Source organism: Cyanothece sp. BG0011, assembly GCF_003013815.1.
GTDB lineage: Bacteria > Cyanobacteriota > Cyanobacteriia > Cyanobacteriales > Microcystaceae > Crocosphaera.
On the sequence record NZ_PRLH01000061.1, the window covers coordinates 1 to 22,221 of the forward strand.

General features: G+C 38.2%; 10 protein-coding genes. 6 read left to right on the forward strand and 4 right to left on the reverse strand.

The annotated features are described in order from the left end of the window. The first annotated feature begins 16 nt into the window (after positions 1-16). Positions 17-7,228, forward strand: a complete 7,212-nt coding sequence (locus C4E06_RS09005) for an SdrD B-like domain-containing protein (RefSeq protein WP_232826199.1) — start codon at positions 17-19, stop codon at positions 7,226-7,228. A gap of 692 nt (positions 7,229-7,920) precedes the next feature. Further along, entirely contained in the window at positions 7,921-8,664 is a 744-nt protein-coding gene (locus tag C4E06_RS09010) for a PEP-CTERM sorting domain-containing protein (protein WP_107667773.1), read from the forward strand. 58 nt (positions 8,665-8,722) lie between these two features. Here C4E06_RS09010 and C4E06_RS09015 read toward each other — a convergent pair whose 3' ends face one another. After that, positions 8,723-9,274 (reverse strand): L,D-transpeptidase, encoded by a 552-nt coding sequence (locus C4E06_RS09015; RefSeq protein ID WP_107667774.1) that lies wholly within the window; start codon positions 9,272-9,274, stop codon positions 8,723-8,725. Between the two features lie 458 nt (positions 9,275-9,732). Between C4E06_RS09015 and C4E06_RS09020 the strand changes: the two genes are divergently transcribed. Further along, positions 9,733-10,176, forward strand: coding sequence for an Hsp20/alpha crystallin family protein (locus tag C4E06_RS09020; RefSeq protein WP_107667775.1), 444 nt, complete (start codon positions 9,733-9,735; stop codon positions 10,174-10,176). A gap of 198 nt (positions 10,177-10,374) precedes the next feature. Here C4E06_RS09020 and C4E06_RS09025 read toward each other — a convergent pair whose 3' ends face one another. Continuing rightward, positions 10,375-10,593 (reverse strand): DUF4327 family protein, encoded by a 219-nt coding sequence (locus C4E06_RS09025; RefSeq protein ID WP_107667776.1) that lies wholly within the window; start codon positions 10,591-10,593, stop codon positions 10,375-10,377. A gap of 351 nt (positions 10,594-10,944) precedes the next feature. On the opposite strand from C4E06_RS09025, the gene C4E06_RS09030 reads away from it, so the two are divergent. Then, positions 10,945-11,679: a DUF928 domain-containing protein gene (locus C4E06_RS09030; RefSeq protein ID WP_107667777.1), complete on the forward strand. Its 735-nt coding sequence runs from the start codon at positions 10,945-10,947 to the stop codon at positions 11,677-11,679. 20 nt (positions 11,680-11,699) lie between these two features. Here the strand turns inward: C4E06_RS09030 and C4E06_RS09035 are convergent, their stop codons facing one another. Together C4E06_RS09035 and C4E06_RS09040 are read right to left on the reverse strand one after the other, a co-directional pair. Beyond that, on the reverse strand, positions 11,700-14,300 hold the full coding sequence (locus tag C4E06_RS09035; RefSeq protein WP_107667778.1) for a CHAT domain-containing protein: 2,601 nt from the start codon (positions 14,298-14,300) through the stop codon (positions 11,700-11,702). A gap of 32 nt (positions 14,301-14,332) precedes the next feature. Further along, the gene (locus C4E06_RS09040; protein ID WP_198648451.1) at positions 14,333-19,963 is read right to left on the reverse strand and encodes a filamentous hemagglutinin N-terminal domain-containing protein; all 5,631 of its coding nucleotides are present in this window, start codon (positions 19,961-19,963) and stop codon (positions 14,333-14,335) included. 214 nt (positions 19,964-20,177) lie between these two features. Between C4E06_RS09040 and C4E06_RS09045 the strand changes: the two genes are divergently transcribed. Both C4E06_RS09045 and C4E06_RS09050 read left to right on the forward strand, forming a co-directional pair. Further along, positions 20,178-20,513, forward strand: coding sequence for a hypothetical protein (locus C4E06_RS09045; protein ID WP_107667780.1), 336 nt, complete (start codon positions 20,178-20,180; stop codon positions 20,511-20,513). Positions 20,514-20,650: 137 nt separating this feature from the next. Beyond that, positions 20,651-22,129, forward strand: coding sequence for a calcium-binding protein (locus tag C4E06_RS09050; RefSeq protein WP_198648452.1), 1,479 nt, complete (start codon positions 20,651-20,653; stop codon positions 22,127-22,129). Positions 22,130-22,221 lie beyond the last annotated feature (92 nt).

Genomic DNA, 22,221 nt, shown 5'->3' on the forward strand with positions numbered 1-22,221 from the left:
ACAGCTATCTGGACAGTTGTTAGATGCTGAAACAGGTGAAGCATTAGGCGGTGTCGAAATTGGTGCTTACAAATTTATTAACGATAAGTATGTCTTAGATAGCACCACTGTAACCGATGAACAAGGTTACTTTAACTTGTCCTATTTAGAAGCAGAAACCTATGAATTATCGGTGGTTGATCACAGCTTAGATATGAATCGAGATGGAATTGTTGACTGGGAACCGCCTAGTTACACAATCAATCCAGATGAAGATATGGAGTCTGTAGAAGTATATGCTCTAGCCAATAACCAGACAGAACCCTCTCATGTTAACGATTCCAATGCAGTAATGGCTATCTCCGATGGCATAACCCATATGATTTGGGATCGAGATGGAAAACTTTGGCATTCATATTTCGATGGAGAAAACTGGATTAATGCCTTAGAAATTACTGATGAAACAGTCTCGAACTTTACTCTCCAAGCATCAGATAAGCTTATTAATGGTAGTCGTACTGGCTTAATTGCCACCTGGCAACAAGGAAGTGGTAATGATACAGAAATCTACTACGCTGTGGGGCAGTCTTTAAGTGATGATAGTTTCGAGTGGTCTCAACCCATCGCATTAACGAATAATAATATTAGTGATGTTGCCCCATCTGTGTTGGTGACAAATTCTGGTGAAACCCTGGTCAGCTATCTGAAATCTGATCAAGAAATACAAGATGATACAGACCTATATTACGATCTGATTGATATTAATTCAGCTTCCCTAACCTACCTGAATGACGAATTGACTTTGATCGATCCCCAGGCAGTTAATTATAGTTTTGCGTGGAAATTCCCTTCCTCACCTAAATCCTTACCAGGTGGCATAAACTTTCAGGGTTCTCTGAATGGACAACTGGGATTGTCTGTCGGGGAAAAAGAAGTCAAAGGCAGTGGACAACTAGGGGCGCAATTCGAGTTTGATGGACCCTCATTACGTTCTTCAATTAATGGCAACGGTCAAATAGAAGCTGCCTGGAAACTTGATAAAAAAGAATGTGATTGGGTTTTTGACAAAGCAACAGGTAGTTGGTCTGTCGGGGGTGGTTTTGACTGGAAAAATGGCATTGTTTATTTATTACGCTTAGCCGGGCCGGGGGGCTATTTTGCCTCAATCTTTTTAGACAGTTGGCTCAAACGTCTCAATGATAATCCTGGTGGTTGGAGTATTGAAGCAGGGGTTAATGTTAACGTCGGCGCTCAATTTAACGAACTTGAGTGGACTGGCGACGAACCATTCCCGTCTTTTCTGTTGCCCGATAGGGTTGGAGAGGCATCTTTGAAATTGGGCTTTGGTCCATATGTTCAATTTGGTTATGCCAGCGATGCACAACTCAAAGCATCTGGTTCAATTAACTCTGAATTTGATGTCATTCCTAGTTTTCGACTGAAGAAAGTCCAAGGTAGCATTAAATTTGATCTGATCTATGCGAGTGGCCATACTTGGTCTTTTGATTATTCTCCGACTCTATTTGGTTCATCGAGTTTAGCCAGCTTTGATTCAACTTTCAATCTGCTGGATAATTTCGATCCCACTAACACCACTTTACCCGAAGGGGTAAACATTGAATTTACCTACAATCCTGACTCGGTGTTTGGTAGCAACAACGTATATGGAGAGAATGCTGTTCTTTCTGATGTTGATATGGATTTATTGGCTGATGGGACTTCTTCTCTGGTGGAAACTGCAGATGGTCAAATTTTTGCCGTTTGGTCAAAGGCCGTTAATCCTGAAAATAATTTAGTGGGTAATGAGGTTGTTATCTCTCAATTCGAGAATAGTCAGTGGACTAACCCTATAGCGATCTCTGGAAGTATTGGATTTAATGACGATATCTCAACCATTGAATATGGTGAAAACCAAATTTTAGCCGTTTGGTCAAAATCAGATTCGAGTAATATCACCTCAACGTTATCCCAAGAAGAATTTAGCACCCAATATCAAGCCAAAGATATTTATTACGCCGTTTATGAAAATGGTCAGTGGTCTTCTTCTATTACACTCGATATCCGTTCAGGAATAGATAGTGATGTTGCTCTAGGAAAAACCTCAACCGGAATGGTTGCTCTGGCCTGGATTAATCAAGATGAGACCACTGATCAATCGACTATCCTCAGTTCATTCTGGGACGGAACAAACTGGACAAATTCCGAAACGGTCATTGTAGAAAACGAAGTTGGTAACTTAGAATTTAGTCAACTGAATGGAGAAACAGTTTTGTTCTGGACTCAGGATCTTAATTCTGATCCAGAAATTGTAGAAACTAGCCTGTTCTATAGCTTATATGATGGGACTTGGCTGACTCCTGAAGAATTTAATCCTTCATTAGCTTCTACACAACAAACAGAGATATTGGAGATTTCTGAGCTTGAAACGATTGAATCTTTAAATAACCTCGAACTCTTAGGGGTTCCTCTTCCTCCACCTCCCCAAGAAGATTGTGAGTGTAAAGAAGGTGATCCTGACTGCGATGACGACGATGATGACGATGATGACGATGATGATTATGATCCCCCTGTTCGTCGTCCCTTTGACCCTAACGATATCTTAGGTCCTGAAGGCTTTGGAGACGATCGCTGGATCGATACCGACGAACCCTTACGCTACACTATCCGCTTTGAAAACGAAGCGACGGCCTCGGCCCCGGCTCAAGAAGTGGTCATTACCCAACAACTCGACGATGATCTTGATTGGCGTACCTTCCGCGTCGATGATTATGGTTGGAGTGGCGAGGTTTACGAATTAGAAGGCGATCGCGCTTTCCATACCACTCGCATCGATTTAACGGAAACTCAAGGCTTCTTTGTCGATATCTTTGCTTTCATTGATGTCACCACCGGTCTGGCTACCTGGCGCATCAGTACCATCGACCCGGAAACGGGAGAGGCCCCCTTAGATGCACAGGCCGGATTTTTACCCACCAACGATGAAAATGGCACCGGGGAAGGCTTTGTTACCTACAGTATTCAGGCCAAACGAGATGCCCAAACCGGCGATGTTATTGATGCTGAAGCACAAATTATTTTCGATACCGAAGAACCCATCGATACCCCTCCCATCTTTAACACCTTAGATGTGGATGCCCCCACCAGCCAAGTTAATGACTTACCGGCCACCAGCGAAACCCCTGAATTTACAGTGAGTTGGACGGGAACTGATCAAGGATCAGCCCTCGCCAGTTACACCATTTATGTCTCCGATAATGGCGGTGAGTTTACCCCTTGGTTGACCGATACCACCCTCACCGAATCCATTTACGTCGGTACTCCGGGTCATACCTACGAATTCTATGCCGTGGCCACTGATAATGCCGGAAATACCCAAGAAATCCCCACCGAAGCCCAAGCAACCATTCAAATAGCTGGGGGTGTGGCTAATATTGGGGACTTTGTTTGGACTGATAGCAATGCTAATGGAATTCAAGATCCAGGAGAAGAAGGATTAGGCAATGTTACTGTTAATCTCTATAACAGTGCAGCCGAGTTAGTCAGCACAACCACCACCAATGCCGATGGTTCCTACACCTTCACCGATGTGGCTACCGATGATTACTTTATAGAAGTGGTTGCCCCGGATGGCTATTTCTTCAGTGAGGCCAATCAAGGGGTTGATGATACGGTAGATAGCGATATTGATCCCACCACCGGAACCACAGAAACCTTCACAGCCAATGCTGGGGATAACCTCACCTGGGATGCCGGACTCTATGAACTGGCCAGTATCTCCGGTCAAAAATGGCACGATCTCGATGGGGATGGGGTGAAAGATACCGCAGAACCAGGGTTAGAAGGTTGGACGATTTACCTTGATGCCAATACCAACGGTCAACTAGATGAGGGAGAAACCTCTGTTATTACTGATGCTGAGGGTAACTACACTTTCAACGGTTTACTCCCTGGTACTTACACCGTTGCCGAACAAATGCAAGAAGGATGGCAACAAACCTATCCGGCTGTGGATGTAACCACCACATCGGCAGACATTGAACTGTACACCCCCAACAGTCCCATTATTAATAATGAAACGGTATCGAGTGCCTCTGCCAATAATTTAATCAATCTCGACGATTTTTGGGCTGATGCTCGCTTTACCAACATAAAAGGACAGGGTTACAGTACGGTTATTATCGATACGGGAATTGACACAGATCATTATCTATTTGGACCAGATACGGATAATGATGGGGTTGCCGATAAAATTGTCTATCAATACGATTTCGGCAACAATGATAATGACGCGAGTGACAACAATAATCATGGTTCCCACGTTGCCAGTATCGCCACTGCTGTAGCCCCTGAAGCTAACTTAATTGTTCTTAAAGTCTTTGGTGACAACGGATATGGGTCCTTTGCTAACCTAGAACAAGCGTTGCAATGGGTCAATGATAACGCCGATGCTTATAACATTGCCTCGGTTAACCTCTCTTTAGGAGACAGCCAAAACTGGAACACCGCCAACGCCCGTTATGGTATCGGCGATGAATTAGCTGCGATCGCCGCCCAAAATATCTTAGTGTCTGCTGCCGCCGGTAACAGTTTCTACGCCTTTAATAGCACTCCTGGCCTGGCATACCCCGCAATTGACCCCCATACCATCTCTGTGGGGGCGGTTTGGGCTGATAATTTTGGTTCCATTAACTTTGCCAACGGGGCCGCAGACTACAGTACAGAGGCGGACAGAATTGCTAGTTTCTCTCAACGTCATCCCTTATTAGATATCTTTGCCCCTGGTATTCTCATTACCGGTGCCAATGCAACGGGGGGAACCATTACCATGGGGGGAACCTCTCAAGCGGCACCCTTTGTCACTGGAATCGCAACCCTAGCGCAAGAGATTGCCCAAACCTATCTCGGACGCAAGTTAACTGTTGCTGAATTCCGTACCCTACTGGAGACAACGGGAGATTTGATTATCGATGGAGATGATGAAAACGATAATGTGACCAATACGGGGGCGAGTTATCCAAGAGTCAATGCGATCGCTTTAGCTGAAGGGATTCTCAATCTTAATAACGGCTCATCTGGCTCGAATTCAGGGAATACGGGCAATGATGGCACCGATGATCCCCTATACATTCCTGAAAATGGGGTCAGTCTGGTTCATACGGTAACGGTTACGTCTGGGGAAACTGTCACAGCCATTGATTTTGGTAATCAACGACTGAATCAAGTTCCCACATTGATTAATATCGAGAAATCTGGGGATGAAGATATCCCCATCACCTTCACGCAACTTGACTTTACGGATGCTGTCAATGATGCAGATAACGATGAATTAGTTAACATCCAAATCCTCACCCTTCCCACTAATGGAACCTTACAACTTAATGGAGAAACCGTTTCTCTCAATCAAGAAATTGCTCTTAATGATTTAAATAACCTCATCTTTACCCCTGATAACAATTTCAATGGTTCGGTTAACTTTAGTTGGAATGGCTTTGATGGTGAAGCTTACGCCGTCGATAGTGCTAACGTTACCATTACCCTTAACCCTGTCGATGATGCCCCAGAAATTGTTAATCCTCTCCCTGATATTACGGTGGATGAAGATGCAGAAAATAACATCATTAATTTGACCACCGTCTTCAGTGATGTGGAAGGAGATGTCATTGTCCCCAGTATCTTCTTAAATACCAATACAGGTTTAGTTTTAGCTACCATTGACGGGGATAACCTCATTCTCGATTATCAAGATAATCAATTTGGTACGGCTGAAATTACCATCCGAGGAACCGCTAACGAGCAATTTGTTGATAATACTTTCACCGTCACTGTTACCTCTGTCGATGATGCACCTATCGTAGAAACTGAAATTAGCGATCAAGACGTGGATGAAGATGCCGAAGATACGGTCATTGACCTCAGCAATGTCTTTAAGGATGTGGATGAAGATGAAATTATGCTTTCTATCTTCAATAACACCAATTTAGGCTTAATTATCGCTGCTATTGAGGGCAATAACTTGATTCTGGACTATCAAGATAACCAATTTGGCACAGCCGAAATTACCATCCGAGGAACGGCCAACGGTCAATCTGTCGATGATACCTTTAATGTAACCGTTAACCCGGTCAATGATGCCCCAGTGGTAGAAAATGCGATCGCTGATCAAAATGCCACTGAAGGACAACTCTATACCTTCACTATTCCTGAAACGACCTTTGTTGATGTTGATGATCTCAGTCTCAGTTACGCTTTAGCGACAGGGACAATCTTACCGGAGGGTGTTACTTTCGATGCAGCAACCCGAACCTTTAGCGGTACACCCACAGATACAACATCTGGCAGTTATGACATAACTGTTACGGCAACCGATGACGATGGAGAAAGTGCTTCTGATACCTTTACCCTCACCGTTGCTGATGGTGATACGGGTAATACTATCGAGGGAACGGCAGACAGTGAAACCCTCAATGGTACTGATAACGACGATGTTATCAATGCAGGAGGGGGCAATGATACCGTCTATGCCGGCGCTGGTAATGATGTGATTGACGGGGGTTTAGGAAATGACCGAATGTATGGTGGCTCTGGAGATGACATCTACATTGTCAACAGTAGTCGAGATGTGGTCATCGAAAATGCCAATGAAGGCTACGACAGGGTTGAATCTTCTGTGACTCATACCCTCCGGGCTAATGTTGAAGACCTCACCTTAACGGGAACGGCCAACATGAGCGGTACGGGTAACGCTCTCGATAACGTCATCATCGGCAATAGCGGTAATAACCTCCTCAAAGGACTCGATGGCAATGATAGTCTCTACGGAGAAGAGGGCAATGATTTCTTAGTCGGTGGGGGAGGAGATGACCTCTTAAATGGAGGTGAAGGGGCTGATCTATTCCTCTTCGGTAGTGGGGCTGTCTTCGCCTCTGATGCCTTTGGAATCGACACTTTGACTGATTTCGCCAAAGGTACGGATAAAATTGCTCTGAGCTTAACCTCGTTTAATGCTCTGAGTAGTGCTGTTGGCGGTCATTTACAAGCTGTCGAATTTGCTGCTATTAACGAAACCGTTGATGAATTGACCATTGTGGGATCAAGCAGTGCCAATGTGGTCTACAACTCAGCAACCGGCAACCTCTTCTATAACGAAAATGGTGCCATTGCTGGGTTAGGAACTGGCGGACAGTTTGCAGTTCTCAATTTAAATGTGAGTCCTATTATTGATGAAACAGATTTCATCATTCAAGCTTAAGTTGTTCCTTTTTTCCCTAATGTTTTTGTTCCCTAACCTATCTAAAATGAGTGCCACCTTGGGTATGTTAATTTCTTCCAAAATGCTTCAAATAGAAAAACAGTTTGCTCAGAGGATTTAATAATAACTATTAGCCATCAGTTATATTTTTAAAATACTGATGGCTGAGGGCTAACTGCTTTTTAAAAAGGGAAAGGGATTTGAGAGAATTAACCATCCTTTTTTCATTAATTCACTATTCCCTTGAAGATAATTCTCTGGAGATCATTGATTTTTTTTATCATAAGATTACCATCATCTGACCTTGACAAAAATAATAAAATACTGCCAAAGGAAGATAAAAAAATGCAAACTTTCTAAATAAAACCTGCAAAAAACATTTACAAATTATGGCTAAAGATGTTATTATGAAGGTCATTCAGAATGTAGAATTTAGAATGTAGAATTTAGAATTACATCCACATAAAGTTGGAGGCTGTAAACAAGGAAAACTCTTCTTCTCTTGGTCGATTGGATATGGCGAGGAAACCTCGCCATCCTTCGACCGCTTTTCATCCTCTTGAAATAGGAGGCTTTTAACCCTTTTTTCGATCAAATTTAGACTTGTCTTATGATAAAAAAATTTGACAATTGAGTTTATTACTAGCCACAATAAACAATCTTAAAATTTTAACTTTAGAGGAAAACTATTTATGTTTAAATCAACTTTTTTAATCTTACTCAGTGCCAGTAGTTTGTTATTATCACTCCCAGAAATGTCTCGCGCTGCCGCCATCGAGAATGGGAGTTTTGAAACTGGTGATTTCACAGGTTGGCAAACCATTGGTCAAACCTCTGTTGACACATCTGGTTTTGGGGTCACACCAACGGATGGAACTTATCAAGCGGTGTTAGAAACTTGTCATATTGATGCTTTATCCCAAGCTTGCGATGACGGTATTCCCTTATCAAATGCCACTGAACTGGAAAATTTCTTAAACTTATCTGAGAATACACTCAGTGATTTAGGGGTAACAGAAGGTTCTGCTATTAAACAGGACATTTTTATTAATGCAGGACAGGTTTTAAGCTTTTCTTGGAACTTTTTAACCGATGAATTTTTTCCTACCGATGACTATAATGATTTCGGCTTTTTTACTCTGAGTAATAACTTAACTGTATTAGCTGATACTCACGATGCTACCAATCTTAATTTTTTTAGTCGTTTATTGAACGAAACCGGTTACTTTTCCCATACGATTACTCAAACAGGAACTTATACCCTAGGATTTGGGGTGGTTGATGTTGATTTATTCGAGGGATTTGATACAGGAGTTAATTCCGCTTTATTAGTAGATAATGTTAATGTGGTTCCTGAACCCTTAACGATTTTAGGCAGTTTCGTTGCGGTTGGTTTTGGTGCCTTTTTTAAAAAGAAAGTGTCTGATAACGGTTAAAGTTAAGGGACACATTGTTATCGGGGTCAACAGTTATTAACCCCGATAATATTTATATTCATTGAATATCTACCACTAATAATTGAGGTTTATAAGTCTCAATAAATGTTACTAAAGTAGAAAAATGTCCGCGAGAACTTAAGCCAATACAACCGGCGGTTCCATCTTCTCCATTACCTTTATTATAACTTGGGTCATAGTGAATACCTAAGGCACTTCTTCCGGTAGAAAATTGAGGATAAACTGGTAAAAAACGTTCTCCAACTTCGGCTAACGTTCCCGGTACAGTATGAGAACTAATTCGATAATTTCCATCAGGTAAAGGGGCTTCAGTTCCTGCTTGATTACGATTTCTATTTTGGGTAAAATAACGACCCGATACAGTTTCAAAGGTATATAAAAGTTGTCCTTGATGATAAACTCTCAGCAAATAAATGGGATTTTTTTGTTGATTGGTCATCCCGGATGGGACTAAATGTAAACAGGTATTACAAGGTCGCCCCATATTATAGGCTATTTGTTCAGTCTCTGCACTAATTGCTACGTTATTAGGGGTTATAAAAGGGGATAACAACCCTAATAATAGGGAAGAAAATAACCAACGAGTCATAATGTTTAATTCCTTATTGTTCTCTCAACAAAACTTCAATATTCAAATCAAATCCCAAGGGTAGCTTGACCACAATTGTCCTAAATTAGCAGCTAATCTTTATTCGTTCGGGACGATTGCATTTAGGGAATAAATACAAGGTTACAAAACTCTCACACCGATGATTAATTACCAATATATCTCCGAGTTTATGGGGTCAGGGAAATCCTTTGATTTTTTTTATAATTCTTCTGAATCAGGAAGTTTACAGCAATTTTTATCAGCCAAAAGTTGTCATACTATCTGTTTTTATCTTTGATATTATCCATGAGGATATAAGAATCATTAGCTGACTTATCAGAGGGTAAATTACGCCATTGTGGGTCGAATAAACCGTATTGTCTAGGAATTTTTCTAGGGTTAAGATGAAGACATCGAAGGAAAAAACAAGCAATAAACACAATCAGGAGATAAAAATTATGGCACTTGTACGTTATAACCCTTGGAAAGAAATGAACGCTTTACAACGTCAAATGAATCAGCTTTTTGATGAAGGTTGGTTAACTAATTCGACACGGGATTATAAAGAGTTAACTTTTGCCCCTTCTGCTGAACTTTCCGAAACTGATGAAGCGGTAATGCTCAAGTTAGAACTCCCTGGAATCAAAGCTGAAGATGTAGATATTCAAGCAACAAAAGAAGCTGTCTATATTACTGGGGAACGGAAAGAAGAAGCTAAATCCGAGGAAAACGGCATGACTCGCAGCGAGTTCCGTTATGGTAAGTTTTCTCGTTCCATTGCTTTACCGGCACTCATTGATAATACAAAAATTAGTGCAGAATACAAAGATGGAATTTTACATCTAACCTTACCTAAAGCTGAAGAAGAAAAGAACAAAGTGGTTAAAGTTAACCTTGGATAGTTTTGTAGGGTGGACAATATTAAATCAAAATTGATATTGTCCACTATGGACCCTACTCTCTATCTATAAAAATGCTATAGAGACGTTTCTAGAAACGTCTCTATATTAATTATCTAATAAACAGACTGGAGCATTCCAAACCAGTCACTTTGTGATTTACCGAGTTTCAAAAATTATCTCTCCCGCTCCTGAAATGAATTAATCATTCGTCCATTCTTGCGCTGGTATTAAATCAGCAATAGAATCTCTGAGTAAAAAGTCATTTCTTTCTAACTCGGTTTCGATACAGCACCATTCTCCTGAGGGAAGATACTGACACAAAGTATAAATTCTTTGTTGTCTATCTACCTTGCCTTGCTCTACCAGATGCCGGGCTTCATCTTTGATATCCTCTATGGTGTATCTTGTCATTAACATAATTCAGTCCCTCCTTGCGCGTTAACTCTAATGCTGTTTAAATTTTCGTTAAATAAACTTGTAAAAAGAAAATAAATAGACGGCACGCAGACCCAACCAGTTCAGATGACTGGCTTCATCTGACTGCCCAAATATTTGCCCCTATTCATATTGTAGCTATTGTAACATTCTAGTAGGGACGAAAATATTAAGAGTTAATTAAAGTTAAATTAACTTGACAAAAGTTAAGGGCTAAAATAGACATCATTGATAATTATCATTAACAATCATTATTATTATCAATGATTTTTGGGGAGTCACTAAAATGGGGTAATCTATCTTACTTTCACTTCTTGCTGAGTTGTGCAATTCATGAATCCAACCTTAACGTTTGCCTTATTGATTAATACGTTGCTGTATGGTAACTTATTCAACATTTTAACTGCCCAAGCAGCCTACACTCCCCCACCGAATCAAAAACAACCTCCCTCAAACGCCTCTTCCGGTTCTGCGGCTACCAGAGGTTGTGACGGCAATGGTCTTTTATCTACTATTTTAGCTTCTGGGAATAGGGTAGGACAAACCCTATCAACTCATCCAACCTTTGCTTGGTTTATTGATGATAATCAACCCCGTCCAATGGAGTTTACGATTTATGAATATCTTCAAGATAATCAATATAAAATAGTTTATCAAACAACGAAGACAACTGATGCAGGAATTATGAGTGTTACCTTGCCTAAAAATAAACCGGCCTTAAAAACCAATCAAATTTATGTTAGTCAAGTCACAATTTTTTGTGATCCTAATTCCCCTTCAACTGCTTTATCTGATCTCGTTTATTTTGAAGTTGTCACTGCTTCAGATACTCTGAAAAATCGCTTAGAAAATGCCTCTAATGCTTTAGACAAAGTCAATCTTTATGCAGAGTTTGGATTATGGTTTGATGCTATGAAAGAAGCGATGAAATTATCCCCATCGGGAAAGTTGGGAGAGGCTGGTGTTACTTTAGTACAAGACCTCATTACTTATGAAAAAATGACCATTAATCAAGATACTGAGGCATTAAGAATTGACCGACTAGAGCAATTTCTATTAAATAATTAATGAATGTATTGAAACTGAATTTATAACCAATTTCCGATCAAAATAAAGGGACTCCAAATACCAGGATGGATTCCTTTTTTAATGAGATTTTTTTGAGCTTGTTGTAAAGATTGTGCTTTACTTATTCCTGTTTTTAAATTGTTATAAAACTCGGTAATTAATGTTTCTGCATAATCATCACGAATAAACCATAAAGAGGCTAAGGTACTTTTTACCCCAGCTTGTACTGTGATTCCAGCTAACCCCAATGTTGTGCGATCATCGCCAATAGCAGTTTGACAAGCGGTTAAAGTCAGTAATTCGAGGCGGTTATAATTTTCATGAAAATTACGCATATCTTTTTCTAAATCAGTAATCGTTAATTTTTGATTATTACCTATTACTAAAAAACTATCTTCAGGGATTGTCCCAAATTTACCGTGAGTGGCAATATGAATAATAGGGTAGGTGTTTTGTTTAAATTCTTCTTGTAAGTTTGGACGAGTAAAGTCTTGATTTAACAATAATTTACTGTCAGGAAAATTAGCATAAATTTGCTTAAGTTCCGTTTCAACATTCGGCAATGCTGGATAACGTTCTTGATCAATATTTGATTCTTGGGCAACTCCCACTGCTAACACTGAAGCATCACTAAGATTAGAAGGTGTTAAAGGGGTTAAGGTTATGCTGGGTGTGGTAGCAATAGCATATTTTTCGATTAAAAATTGTTCACCGTCATGAAGTGCTGCCATAGGAATATTTCTTAAATTTCCATCTAAAATAAACACTAATGTTTTGATTTGTGCTGAATGTAAATCCCTTTCAAAAGGACGAATCAGTACATCATAAAATTGTTGAGAAGATGTTTTAAACGATTGAGATAAATCGTAAAAAGATTGTAATTGTTTCCAAAATAATTCTAAATCTTTTGTTAATTGACTTTGGGTGATATTGACCCAATGAACTCTAAGTTTTTCTTGCGGTAAGCTCAACAAAATAGCTAAACGATCTTGAAAAATAATCGGAATAATAAGTGCCGTATCATTGTCAATATTTTCTAATTTATTAAAAATGCGATCAGCTAATCTTTGCGGTGTTGAAGTCTCATTACTTCCCGTTAAAATACAATGGTCTCCTAAATAGTTTTGTAATTCAGCTAATTTAAGAGAATCAAGGGTTTGTAAGCTTTTAATAATCGGTCGAGTTAAAGTATTAGATGATGAACTTTCTTCAGTTAGCATTAATTGAATTAATTGACGGTAAAGAGGTTCAATGGTGTCTCTAAAGTCAAATTGTAAGTCACGATTTGCTGTTAAAATATCGCTCCGCAGACTCTCTAAAATACCATAAGCTCGTTGGTAAGCATTAATCGCTTCTGAAGGTTTTTTTAAGGCTTCTAAAATTCGACCGAGTTGCCATTCCCAAAGATATAAACTATCGTCAGAGCCTGGATTTTGTTCAGCTAATAAAAGAGCAGATTGTGTTAAGTTTAAGGCTCTTTCATATTGCCTTTCACATTCATAAAAGTGACCTAATGCACCTAAAGCAAAGGATTTTACCCGAGAAGTTTTTAATTGATTTGCATTTTCAACGGCTTCGTTTAATTGAGTTTCAATTTGAGAATTAGATAGGGAAGAAACTAGGGGACATTCACTTAGGGGAGATGGGATGGCTAGATTGATTTTAGCATATATTTTATCGGAAGAATTAGAAATTTTATTGAGTAAAGTTAATGGCTTTTTTTGAAGATAATCAATAGGAGGTAAGTCAGGAAAGTTTTGTTTTAGTTTAATTAAATTAAGTAAGTTTTTTAATTGGTCTGGCGCATTATCATTATTTTGATTTAATTTGAAGGCATTTTCATAATTTAAAAGTGCCATTTTACTATTTTTTGTTGCTTTTTTACTAAACTTTTCTGCTGTAATCATAGCATTTCTAATCTTGGCTGAGTTGGCTTGAGTTTGTAATCGTTTTGCTTGGGCAAAATATACATTTCCCAGACTGTTAAATAACGAAGCCGCATAAGTTAAATTGTTTAAATTATTGACTTTATTTAGGGCTTTATTTTCTATAATGTCAATCGCTTGTTCATAGTTTTCCATGATACGATAGACTTCTCCTAAACTACCTAAAGCAGCAATTTCTCCCTGGTTATCTTCATAGGTTTTAGCAATTCCTAAGGCACTATGAGGATCGCAAATTAGCTTATTTATTTTATTTTTTTTACTACACAAAAGGGTAATTGCTTTTTGATGTTGACCGAGATTACTATAAGCTTGTGCTTGTTCTGTTAACAACCTTCCAACTTGTGCAATATTATCTAATTGTTGATAATTGGTAATAGCTTTTTGCCAATAATCAATTGCCTTAGTGGTTTGTCCAATTTTTTGATAAGTTCTCGCTAAATTTTCTTGAATAATAACTTTATTTTTGAGATTATGGTTAGTCTCTTCTAAATTTAACCCTTGTTGCCAAATTTTGATAGCTTCTATATAGTTACCTTCTTGATATTCCATAACCCCTTGTTGAACAATATTAATAAGAGGAGAAGGTTGAGAGATTCCAAGGGTTTGCCCTGTTATTACTAGGGACAGGATTAACGTTAGAAAAAATAGTAAAAAAAAGTGTAATTTCTTGATCATTTATTTAATTTATATTGAACTATATGATTTTATTATTCAGAACATCTACGACTTAAAATAAGTCTTCCGTCTGGTAATTTAAAAACCCCTTGAGGTTCAATAATTTGTGAATCTACAGGGGAAGAATCCTCTTGATTGGGAATGGTTTGTATTGACCCTGTAGAATAATAAGAACGGGCAGTATTTCCTGGTTTTTCTGGTAATCCACCTGTTCCGGTGATAATAAATGTACCTGTTTGATTGGGGTTAGAAACAACACAAGTATTTGCAATGAGTTGTTCAGTATTAATAATGTTACTGGGTAATTCAGTTAAACTATTACGAATAAACGTTAAATCAGGTAAAATAATGCTCCCAGAAATTGCGCCACTTGCATCTAAGTTGACTTGATTATTATCATCTAAAATACTTGTGTTTCTTCCATTTCTAATGGTTTGATACCCTTCTCCAAAAAAGATAGGTGTATTGAGAAAAATATTGCCCCCCTGTCCATCTTGTGCAAAGGCAAAGATATCACTATCATCATATAAAATAATGGAATTGGCTTCTAAAAAAATATCACCTCCTCCCCCAATACCACTATTAACATTTGTTGTAATATCACTATCACCAAAAAAGCGAATAATAGACCCTAATATTATAATTTCTCCCCCCGAAGATTGTTGAGAAGCGGTACTAATATCACTATCTATTAAGCGAATGCTACCTGAACTATCAATAAAAATGTTACCAGCATTTCCTACTCCTTGGGAACGGGAACTAATTTGAGAACGATTATTCAAAGTTAAAGAATTGCCACTGGTTGTAATATTAATATTTCCTCCGGTTCCCATAGCTTGTTGCTCAAGAATTGTCAAAATATTACTATTATTATTTAGAGCAACAGTTTCTGCATTAATTGAGATACTTCCTGCGTCTCCTTTTCCAGCAGTCGAGGCGGTGATTTCTGAATTATTATTAAGCGTTAATTGTCGGGTATTGAGAGTAATATTACTGGGTTGTTTGGCTTCTCCTGTTCGGGTGATTTCTGTGGAAATGCTACTATTATTTAGGGTGAGCGTTTGATTATTAATGGTCTCAATATTGCCAGCATTTCCTAACCCTGCTGTTGTGGCGTTGATGCGACTATTATCTAAGTTTAAATTATTGGTATTGAGGGTAATTGTTTGAGCATCTCCCCTGGCATTTTCTTCTACTGAACTACTGATTTCACTCTTATTATTTAAAACAATTTGATTATTTCCTTGTAGATTAATTTCTCCTGTGTTGCCTTCTCCTTGGGTAGATGCTGTTATCTTTGATTGGTTTAAATTAATAGTTTGAGCATTAGGAATTCTGATACTTCCTGCATCTCCTTTTCCAGCAGTCGAGGCGGTGATTTCTGAATTATTATTAAGCGTTAATTGTCGGGTATTGAGAGTAATATTACTGGGTTGTTTGGCTTCTCCTGTTCGGGTGATTTCTGTGGAAATGCTACTATTATTTAGGGTGAGCGTTTGATTATTAATGGTCTCAATATTGCCAGCATTTCCTAACCCTGCTGTTGTGGCGTTGATGCGACTATTATCTAAGTTTAAATTATTGGTATTGAGGGTAATTGTTTGAGCATCTCCCCTGGCATTTTCTTCTACTGAACTACTGATTTCACTCTTATTATTTAAAACAATTTGATTATTTCCTTGTAGATTAATTTCTCCTGTGTTGCCTTCTCCTTGGGTAGATGCTGTTATCTTTGATTGGTTTAAATTAATAGTTTGAGCATTAGGAATTCTGATACTTCCTGCGTCTCCTTTTCCTGCAGTGGAGGCGGTGATTTCTGAATTATTGTTAAGCGTTAATTGTCGGGTATTGAGAGTAATATTACTGGGTTGTTTGGCTTCTCCTGTTCGGGTGATTTCTGTGGAAATGCTACTATTATTTAGGGTGAGCGTTTGATTATTAATGGTCTCAATATTGCCAGCATTTCCTAACCCTGCTGTTGTGGCGTTGATGCGACTATTATCTAAGTTTAAATTATTGGTATTGAGGGTAATTGTTTGAGCATCTCCCCTGGCATTTTCTTCTACTGAACTACTGATTTCACTCTTATTATTTAAAACAATTTGATTATTTCCTTGTAGATTAATTTCTCCTGTGTTGCCTTCTCCTTGGGTAGATGCTGTTATCTTTGATTGGTTTAAATTAATAGTTTGAGCATTAGGAATTCTGATACTTCCTGCATCTCCTTTTCCAGCAGTCGAGGCGGTGATTTCTGAATTATTGTTAAGCGTTAATTGTCGGGTATTGAGAGTAATATTACTGGGTTGTTTGGCTTCTCCTGTTCGGGTGATTTCTGTGGAAATGCTACTATTATTTAGGGTGAGCGTTTGATTATTAATGGTCTCAATATTGCCAGGATTTCCTAAACCCGAACTTTCTGCTAAAATATTGCCGTTATTTTCTAAATTAATAATAGGTGTTTTGATAATAATACTTCCTGCTTCACCTGTGGGAATAATATTATTAATTTTATCAATATCGCTACTTGCTGTAATGTCAGAATTATTCACATCAAGTTGTCGATTAATATTTAAAATAATATGACCTGCATTACCTTGATTTAGGGTAGTTGTTAGAATTCCACTGAGATTACTAAGGGTTAAATAATCCGCTTCAATTGTAATGTTTGCCCCTGTACCTTTTCCTGATGTTGCTGAATCAATGCTTGAGGCATTAGAAAGGACTACGAATGAAGAATTAATGTTAATATTTCCTCCATTACCATTGCCTTCAAATGCTGTGCTAGTGATAGCACTATCATTATCAACAATAATTTGATCTCTAGCATTGATATTAATAGTTCCGGCATTTCCATCTGATTCTGTGGCAGTTGCTAGGATAGAATCATTTAAAATAAGCGATTGGGTATTAACTTCAATTCCTTGACTATTACCAGTAGCGAATTCTCCAATACTACTTAAAATTCCTGAATCATTAACGATAGAAATTTGTTCATTAATATCTAGTTTTATTATTCCCGTATTTCCTTCTCCGAGGGTGCTGGTAGTAATGGTCGAATCATCAGAAAGAGATAGGAAATCCCCCATAATTTCTATATTTCCTGCTGAAGCTTCTCCTAATGTCCTAGTTGAGATTCCGCTTTGCTTTTCTAGGACTACCGTATTTGCTATAATTCTAATATCACCCCCTTGTTGTCCATTACTGTTTAAAATTCCTGTGGAAATTAAGCTATTTTCTTTTAAAGATAGTTCATCATTTAGGTTAAGTTTAATTGTCCCTGAATTGCCGTTTCTTAGATTTGCAGCATTGATTACTGAGGCATTATTTATCAATAAATTATCAGCGTTAATGGTAATATCACCTGAATTTTGTTCAAACAGACTAGAACTACTACTATCTAATTTTGCTCCATCATTGATTTCTAATAAATTAGTGGTAATGTTAATATCTCCGCCATTTCCTAAAGCAAAAGATTCTGCTCCAGTAAAAATTTGACTATTATTTCCCTCCAGTGTAATTCTTTCTGAGTTAATGGTAATTGTTCCTGCTTTTCCAGTTCCTTCTGTAGAGGTGTTAATTTCAGCACTATCTTTTAGGGTTAAATGTTGAGTTGATAGATTGATTTCTCCTGAAGCGTTATTAAAAAAATTACTATTGGTAAATAACCCTGTATCTTGACCACGCAACTCAACTAAATCAGCATGTTCTATGGTTAAAACTCCTCCATTTCCCTGAGCAAAAGGACGAGTGCTAATCTGCGCCCCATTAGATAGAATAACTGATTTTGCATTAATGGTTAAATTACCACTATCTCCATTAAAAGGTGCAGTATCAATATTACTAGAATCAGCTATGCTTAACGCTTCAGAAATTAATAAAGTATCACCAACATCAATAAAAGCGTCATTACCTAATGTGAAAATAAACCCATTAGCATCAGTCATCAAAAGATTATTTTTTGTCCTAATATCAAGTATCCCATTACTATTTTCTTCTAACTGAATGCTACCATTCATGAAAATATTATTACCACTTTTAATATTAATATTCCTACCCTGAATATCGCTAAAAGGATTGATTTCAATGTCTCCTATTGTCTCTATATTTATATCTCCACTTAGAAAACCCCCAGAAGGAACAGTCAATAATTTAGCATTATCTGATAAGGTTAACGAATGGGTTTTTATCTTGATGTTTCCACTACTTCCAAAAAATGGCCGAGTATCTATATTTCCTCCTCCAGCAATACTAAAACTATCTCCTCTGATAGAAACTAAATTACCTGCGTCTAATAACACATCTTTTCCATAAGACCATAAATAAGCATTAGAATTAGTTAAATTAATATTATTACCAGCGATTAAGTTAATGTTTCCTTGGTTAGGAATTTGAATATAATTATTAACAATAATATCATTGCCCGCTTCTGCTGTTATATCAATTGAGTTAAAAGCATTAATATCAGCATTAAAAGTAATATTATTAGTTGCTTGAAGTATGACATCAGAAAAAGAAAAATTAATAGCAAAGACATCAATTTTTGTATCGCCATCTCCTCCAATATCAATATCAGAAAATTCGTCAATGTCATTCAGATTAAAAGTTTCTGCTTCAGGACTAAAAAATTCAACCACTTCGATATTAGTGGGATCAAGTAATAACGTTCCTATTTCTCCGTTAGGTGCGCTAGTATTAACAGTTCCTCGAAAGTCTAAAAAATCCTTTCCTGACACTTCAACAAAGCCACCATTGCCAGAAACTAAGCCCCCTTGGGCTTCTATTTTTCCGTAGAAATGAGTTGATTGATCAGCCCAAATAATAACCTTTCCCCCATCACCATGCAAGGTAGAATTAGCTTTAATAATTGCATCAGAGCCGACATAAGTATAAGTTGCATTGGGGACAATTCCTTTACCTTGAAAATCCCCACCAATTAATACAGTTCCTCCATGATTACTATGAGAAACATCAATTAAACTATTGTTTAATAAACCGATGCGATCGCCTAATAATTTAATCATTCCTCCAGGGGCGATTAAACTGCCACTATTAACAACAGTATTTCCAAAAAAAGTTATATCTTCCCCTGCATTAACAGCTAAATTTCCTCGATTAATAATACTTCCTTGATGATTAGCCGCATGATTAAAAAATAAAGTATCGGGACTAACGGATAAGAGATTACTTTTTTCTGGTTGGGTTGCACTAAAAAAGCCGTTTTTGCCCCATTGAATACTATGGGATGTCGTCGCATAAAAAGAGCCTTTTACGTCTAACGTTGCATTGTCACCAAAGATAACACCATTAGGATTAATTAAGAATAAATTAGCATTTCCTAAGACCCCTAATGTGCCTAAAATATGAGATGCATTCCCCCCAGTGACACGAGATAAAATATTTTGAATATTGGCAGGATTAGAAAAATAAACACTCCCATTTTCTGCAACATTAAACTCCAAAAAACTATGAAATAAACTATTACCACGAATTGCACCCCCATCAATTCTTTGTCTGAGTTGATCGATATTGGTAATTCTTGAATTTTCAGCCCCTAATGTGTTGTCAGGGGTTAATTGTGCTACGGATGAAGGTTGCATCATCAACATAACACTAAGGGTGCTGCTGATGAGGGGAAAAACTGGTTGAGGGTTCAATCTTTTCACAGCGTTGGGTTAGAAATTTTTGCCAGTATGTTAACGCATTTAGCAAAAAAATGCTCATCTTTCAGGTGAATCACAGATCAACAAAAATTTGTCATTACCGAAAAGTGTCAGGAGGTTGACAGTTTTCTGCAATTAAGTTGTCACGAAACATCATTTCGCAAAAATATAGACTTATCTATGATGTGATTGGCAACAGAAATAATGAGTTAGAAACATGAAAAACCATGTAATCTATGTAACTTTAGCTACTTTAACAACCTTGTTAACTTTTAATCCTATAGCAACTCAAGCCCAACAAATTACAACAGCAGAAATGAGATATTTATTAAATACTCATTGTTCAGGAAAAATAACCAGAAATGTGGCTTTAAATCCTCAACAATGTGCAAACCTTTATCGAGCTTATCAATATAGAATACGGTCTTATCAGGGAAATAATAATTATCAGCAACAATATCGTAACCGTTATGGCAGGGATGGCAGTTATAGCAATTATAACTTGGAATCTATCCGAGAGTCTAATTGTTTAGCCTCTAGTAGTGGTTGTTAAACAATAAAAAATTGAGCTTATTTTAATTATTTTCTCTAATTAAATCCTACAAGTGACAGCTTAAATATTTAAGTTGTTGAGATATTTTGAGTTTTTTTTGATCCCATTAATTGTTTTTTAAATAGGAGATGACACAGATGGCAAACATTACTGGAACCTCTGGAAACGATCTGACTATCAATGGAACCTCTCAGAGTGATGTCATTGACTTATTAGCAGGAGATGACCAGAGTAATGGAGGTTTTGGCAACGATATCATGTATGGTCGCCAAGGCAATGATTGGTTATACGGTTACTATGGAGACGATACCCTGTATGGAGGTGATAATAATGACATTTTAAACGGTCATTATGGGGATGATCTCCTCAATGGTGAAGCAGGAAATGACCTCTTAGACGGCGATCCAGGAGATGATACCTTAATTGGTGGATCTGGAAACGATACCCTTGTTGCAGGGGATGATAATGACCTACTCGATGGAGGATCAGGGCACGATCAACTCAGAGGAGGCCAAGGAACTGATACCTTAAACGGAGGTTCAGGTAATGATAATCTAGACGGTGGTTCGGGTAACGATATCCTCAAGGGAGGATCTGGCAATGACACCCTGAGGGGTGGATCGGGTAATGATACTCTCACAGGCGGTTCAGGGGATGACACCTATCTTATCAATAGTTTAGGGGATGTTTTCATTGAAAATCCCAACGAGGGCAATGATACTCTCATTACGGCTTTTGATACTGACTTAAATATTGTCCCTTATCTTAATTTTGAAAATATAACCCTCTTAGACGGCAATGCAACTATCGGGGTAGGCAATGATGCCAATAATACCATTATCGGTAATAGTTCAGATAATAGCCTTACCGGGGGATTAGGGGGTGACACCCTCAAAGGAGGAGACGGTTTTGATACCTTGTACGGTGGAAACGGACAAGATCAACTGTTTGGGGGTAAAAAAGCCGATCGCCTTTATGGAGACGCAGGAAATGATTACGCTTCGGGGGGTAACGGCAAGGACTTTATTGATGGGGGTTCAGGAGACGACACCCTAGAAGGAGGTGTGGGAGACGATACCTTAATCGGTGGCAGTGGTCAAGATACCCTCTATGGAAACGATGATAACGATCGCCTCGAAGGGGGAGATAACTACGATCAACTGTCTGGAGGGACTGGCCAAGACACCTTAATTGGGGGTCATGGAGATGACTTTCTCAAAGGAGAAGAAGGAAAAGACTTTCTCTGTGGGGATGAAGGAAACGATGTTCTCTATGGGGGAAAAGCCATTGATACCCTGCAAGGTGGGATGGGAAATGACACCCTTCGCGGTGGACAACAGGCCGACATTTTGACCGGAGGAGATGGCAGCGATCGCTTTGTCTTCAATAAACCCTCTCATGGCAGAGATACCATTACTGATTTTAGTTCTTTAGAAGGAGACAAGTTGGAATTACTTCAAAGTGGCTTTAATAAGCTTTCTTTGGGTCAACTGAGTGTTAATCAGTTTGAACGCCATTTTGATTTTACGAATCAAATACTCTCTTATCGAGGAGAGGCGATCGCTCAACTTTCAGGAGTCAGTGATCTCACTCATAGCGACATCATTGTCGTTTAATTTCTGGTTTGTATTTTTTTCATTGACAACTATTTACACAATTTAGGACAGATTAATCATGACCATTCAACTCGGCAGTGGAGACAATAGCT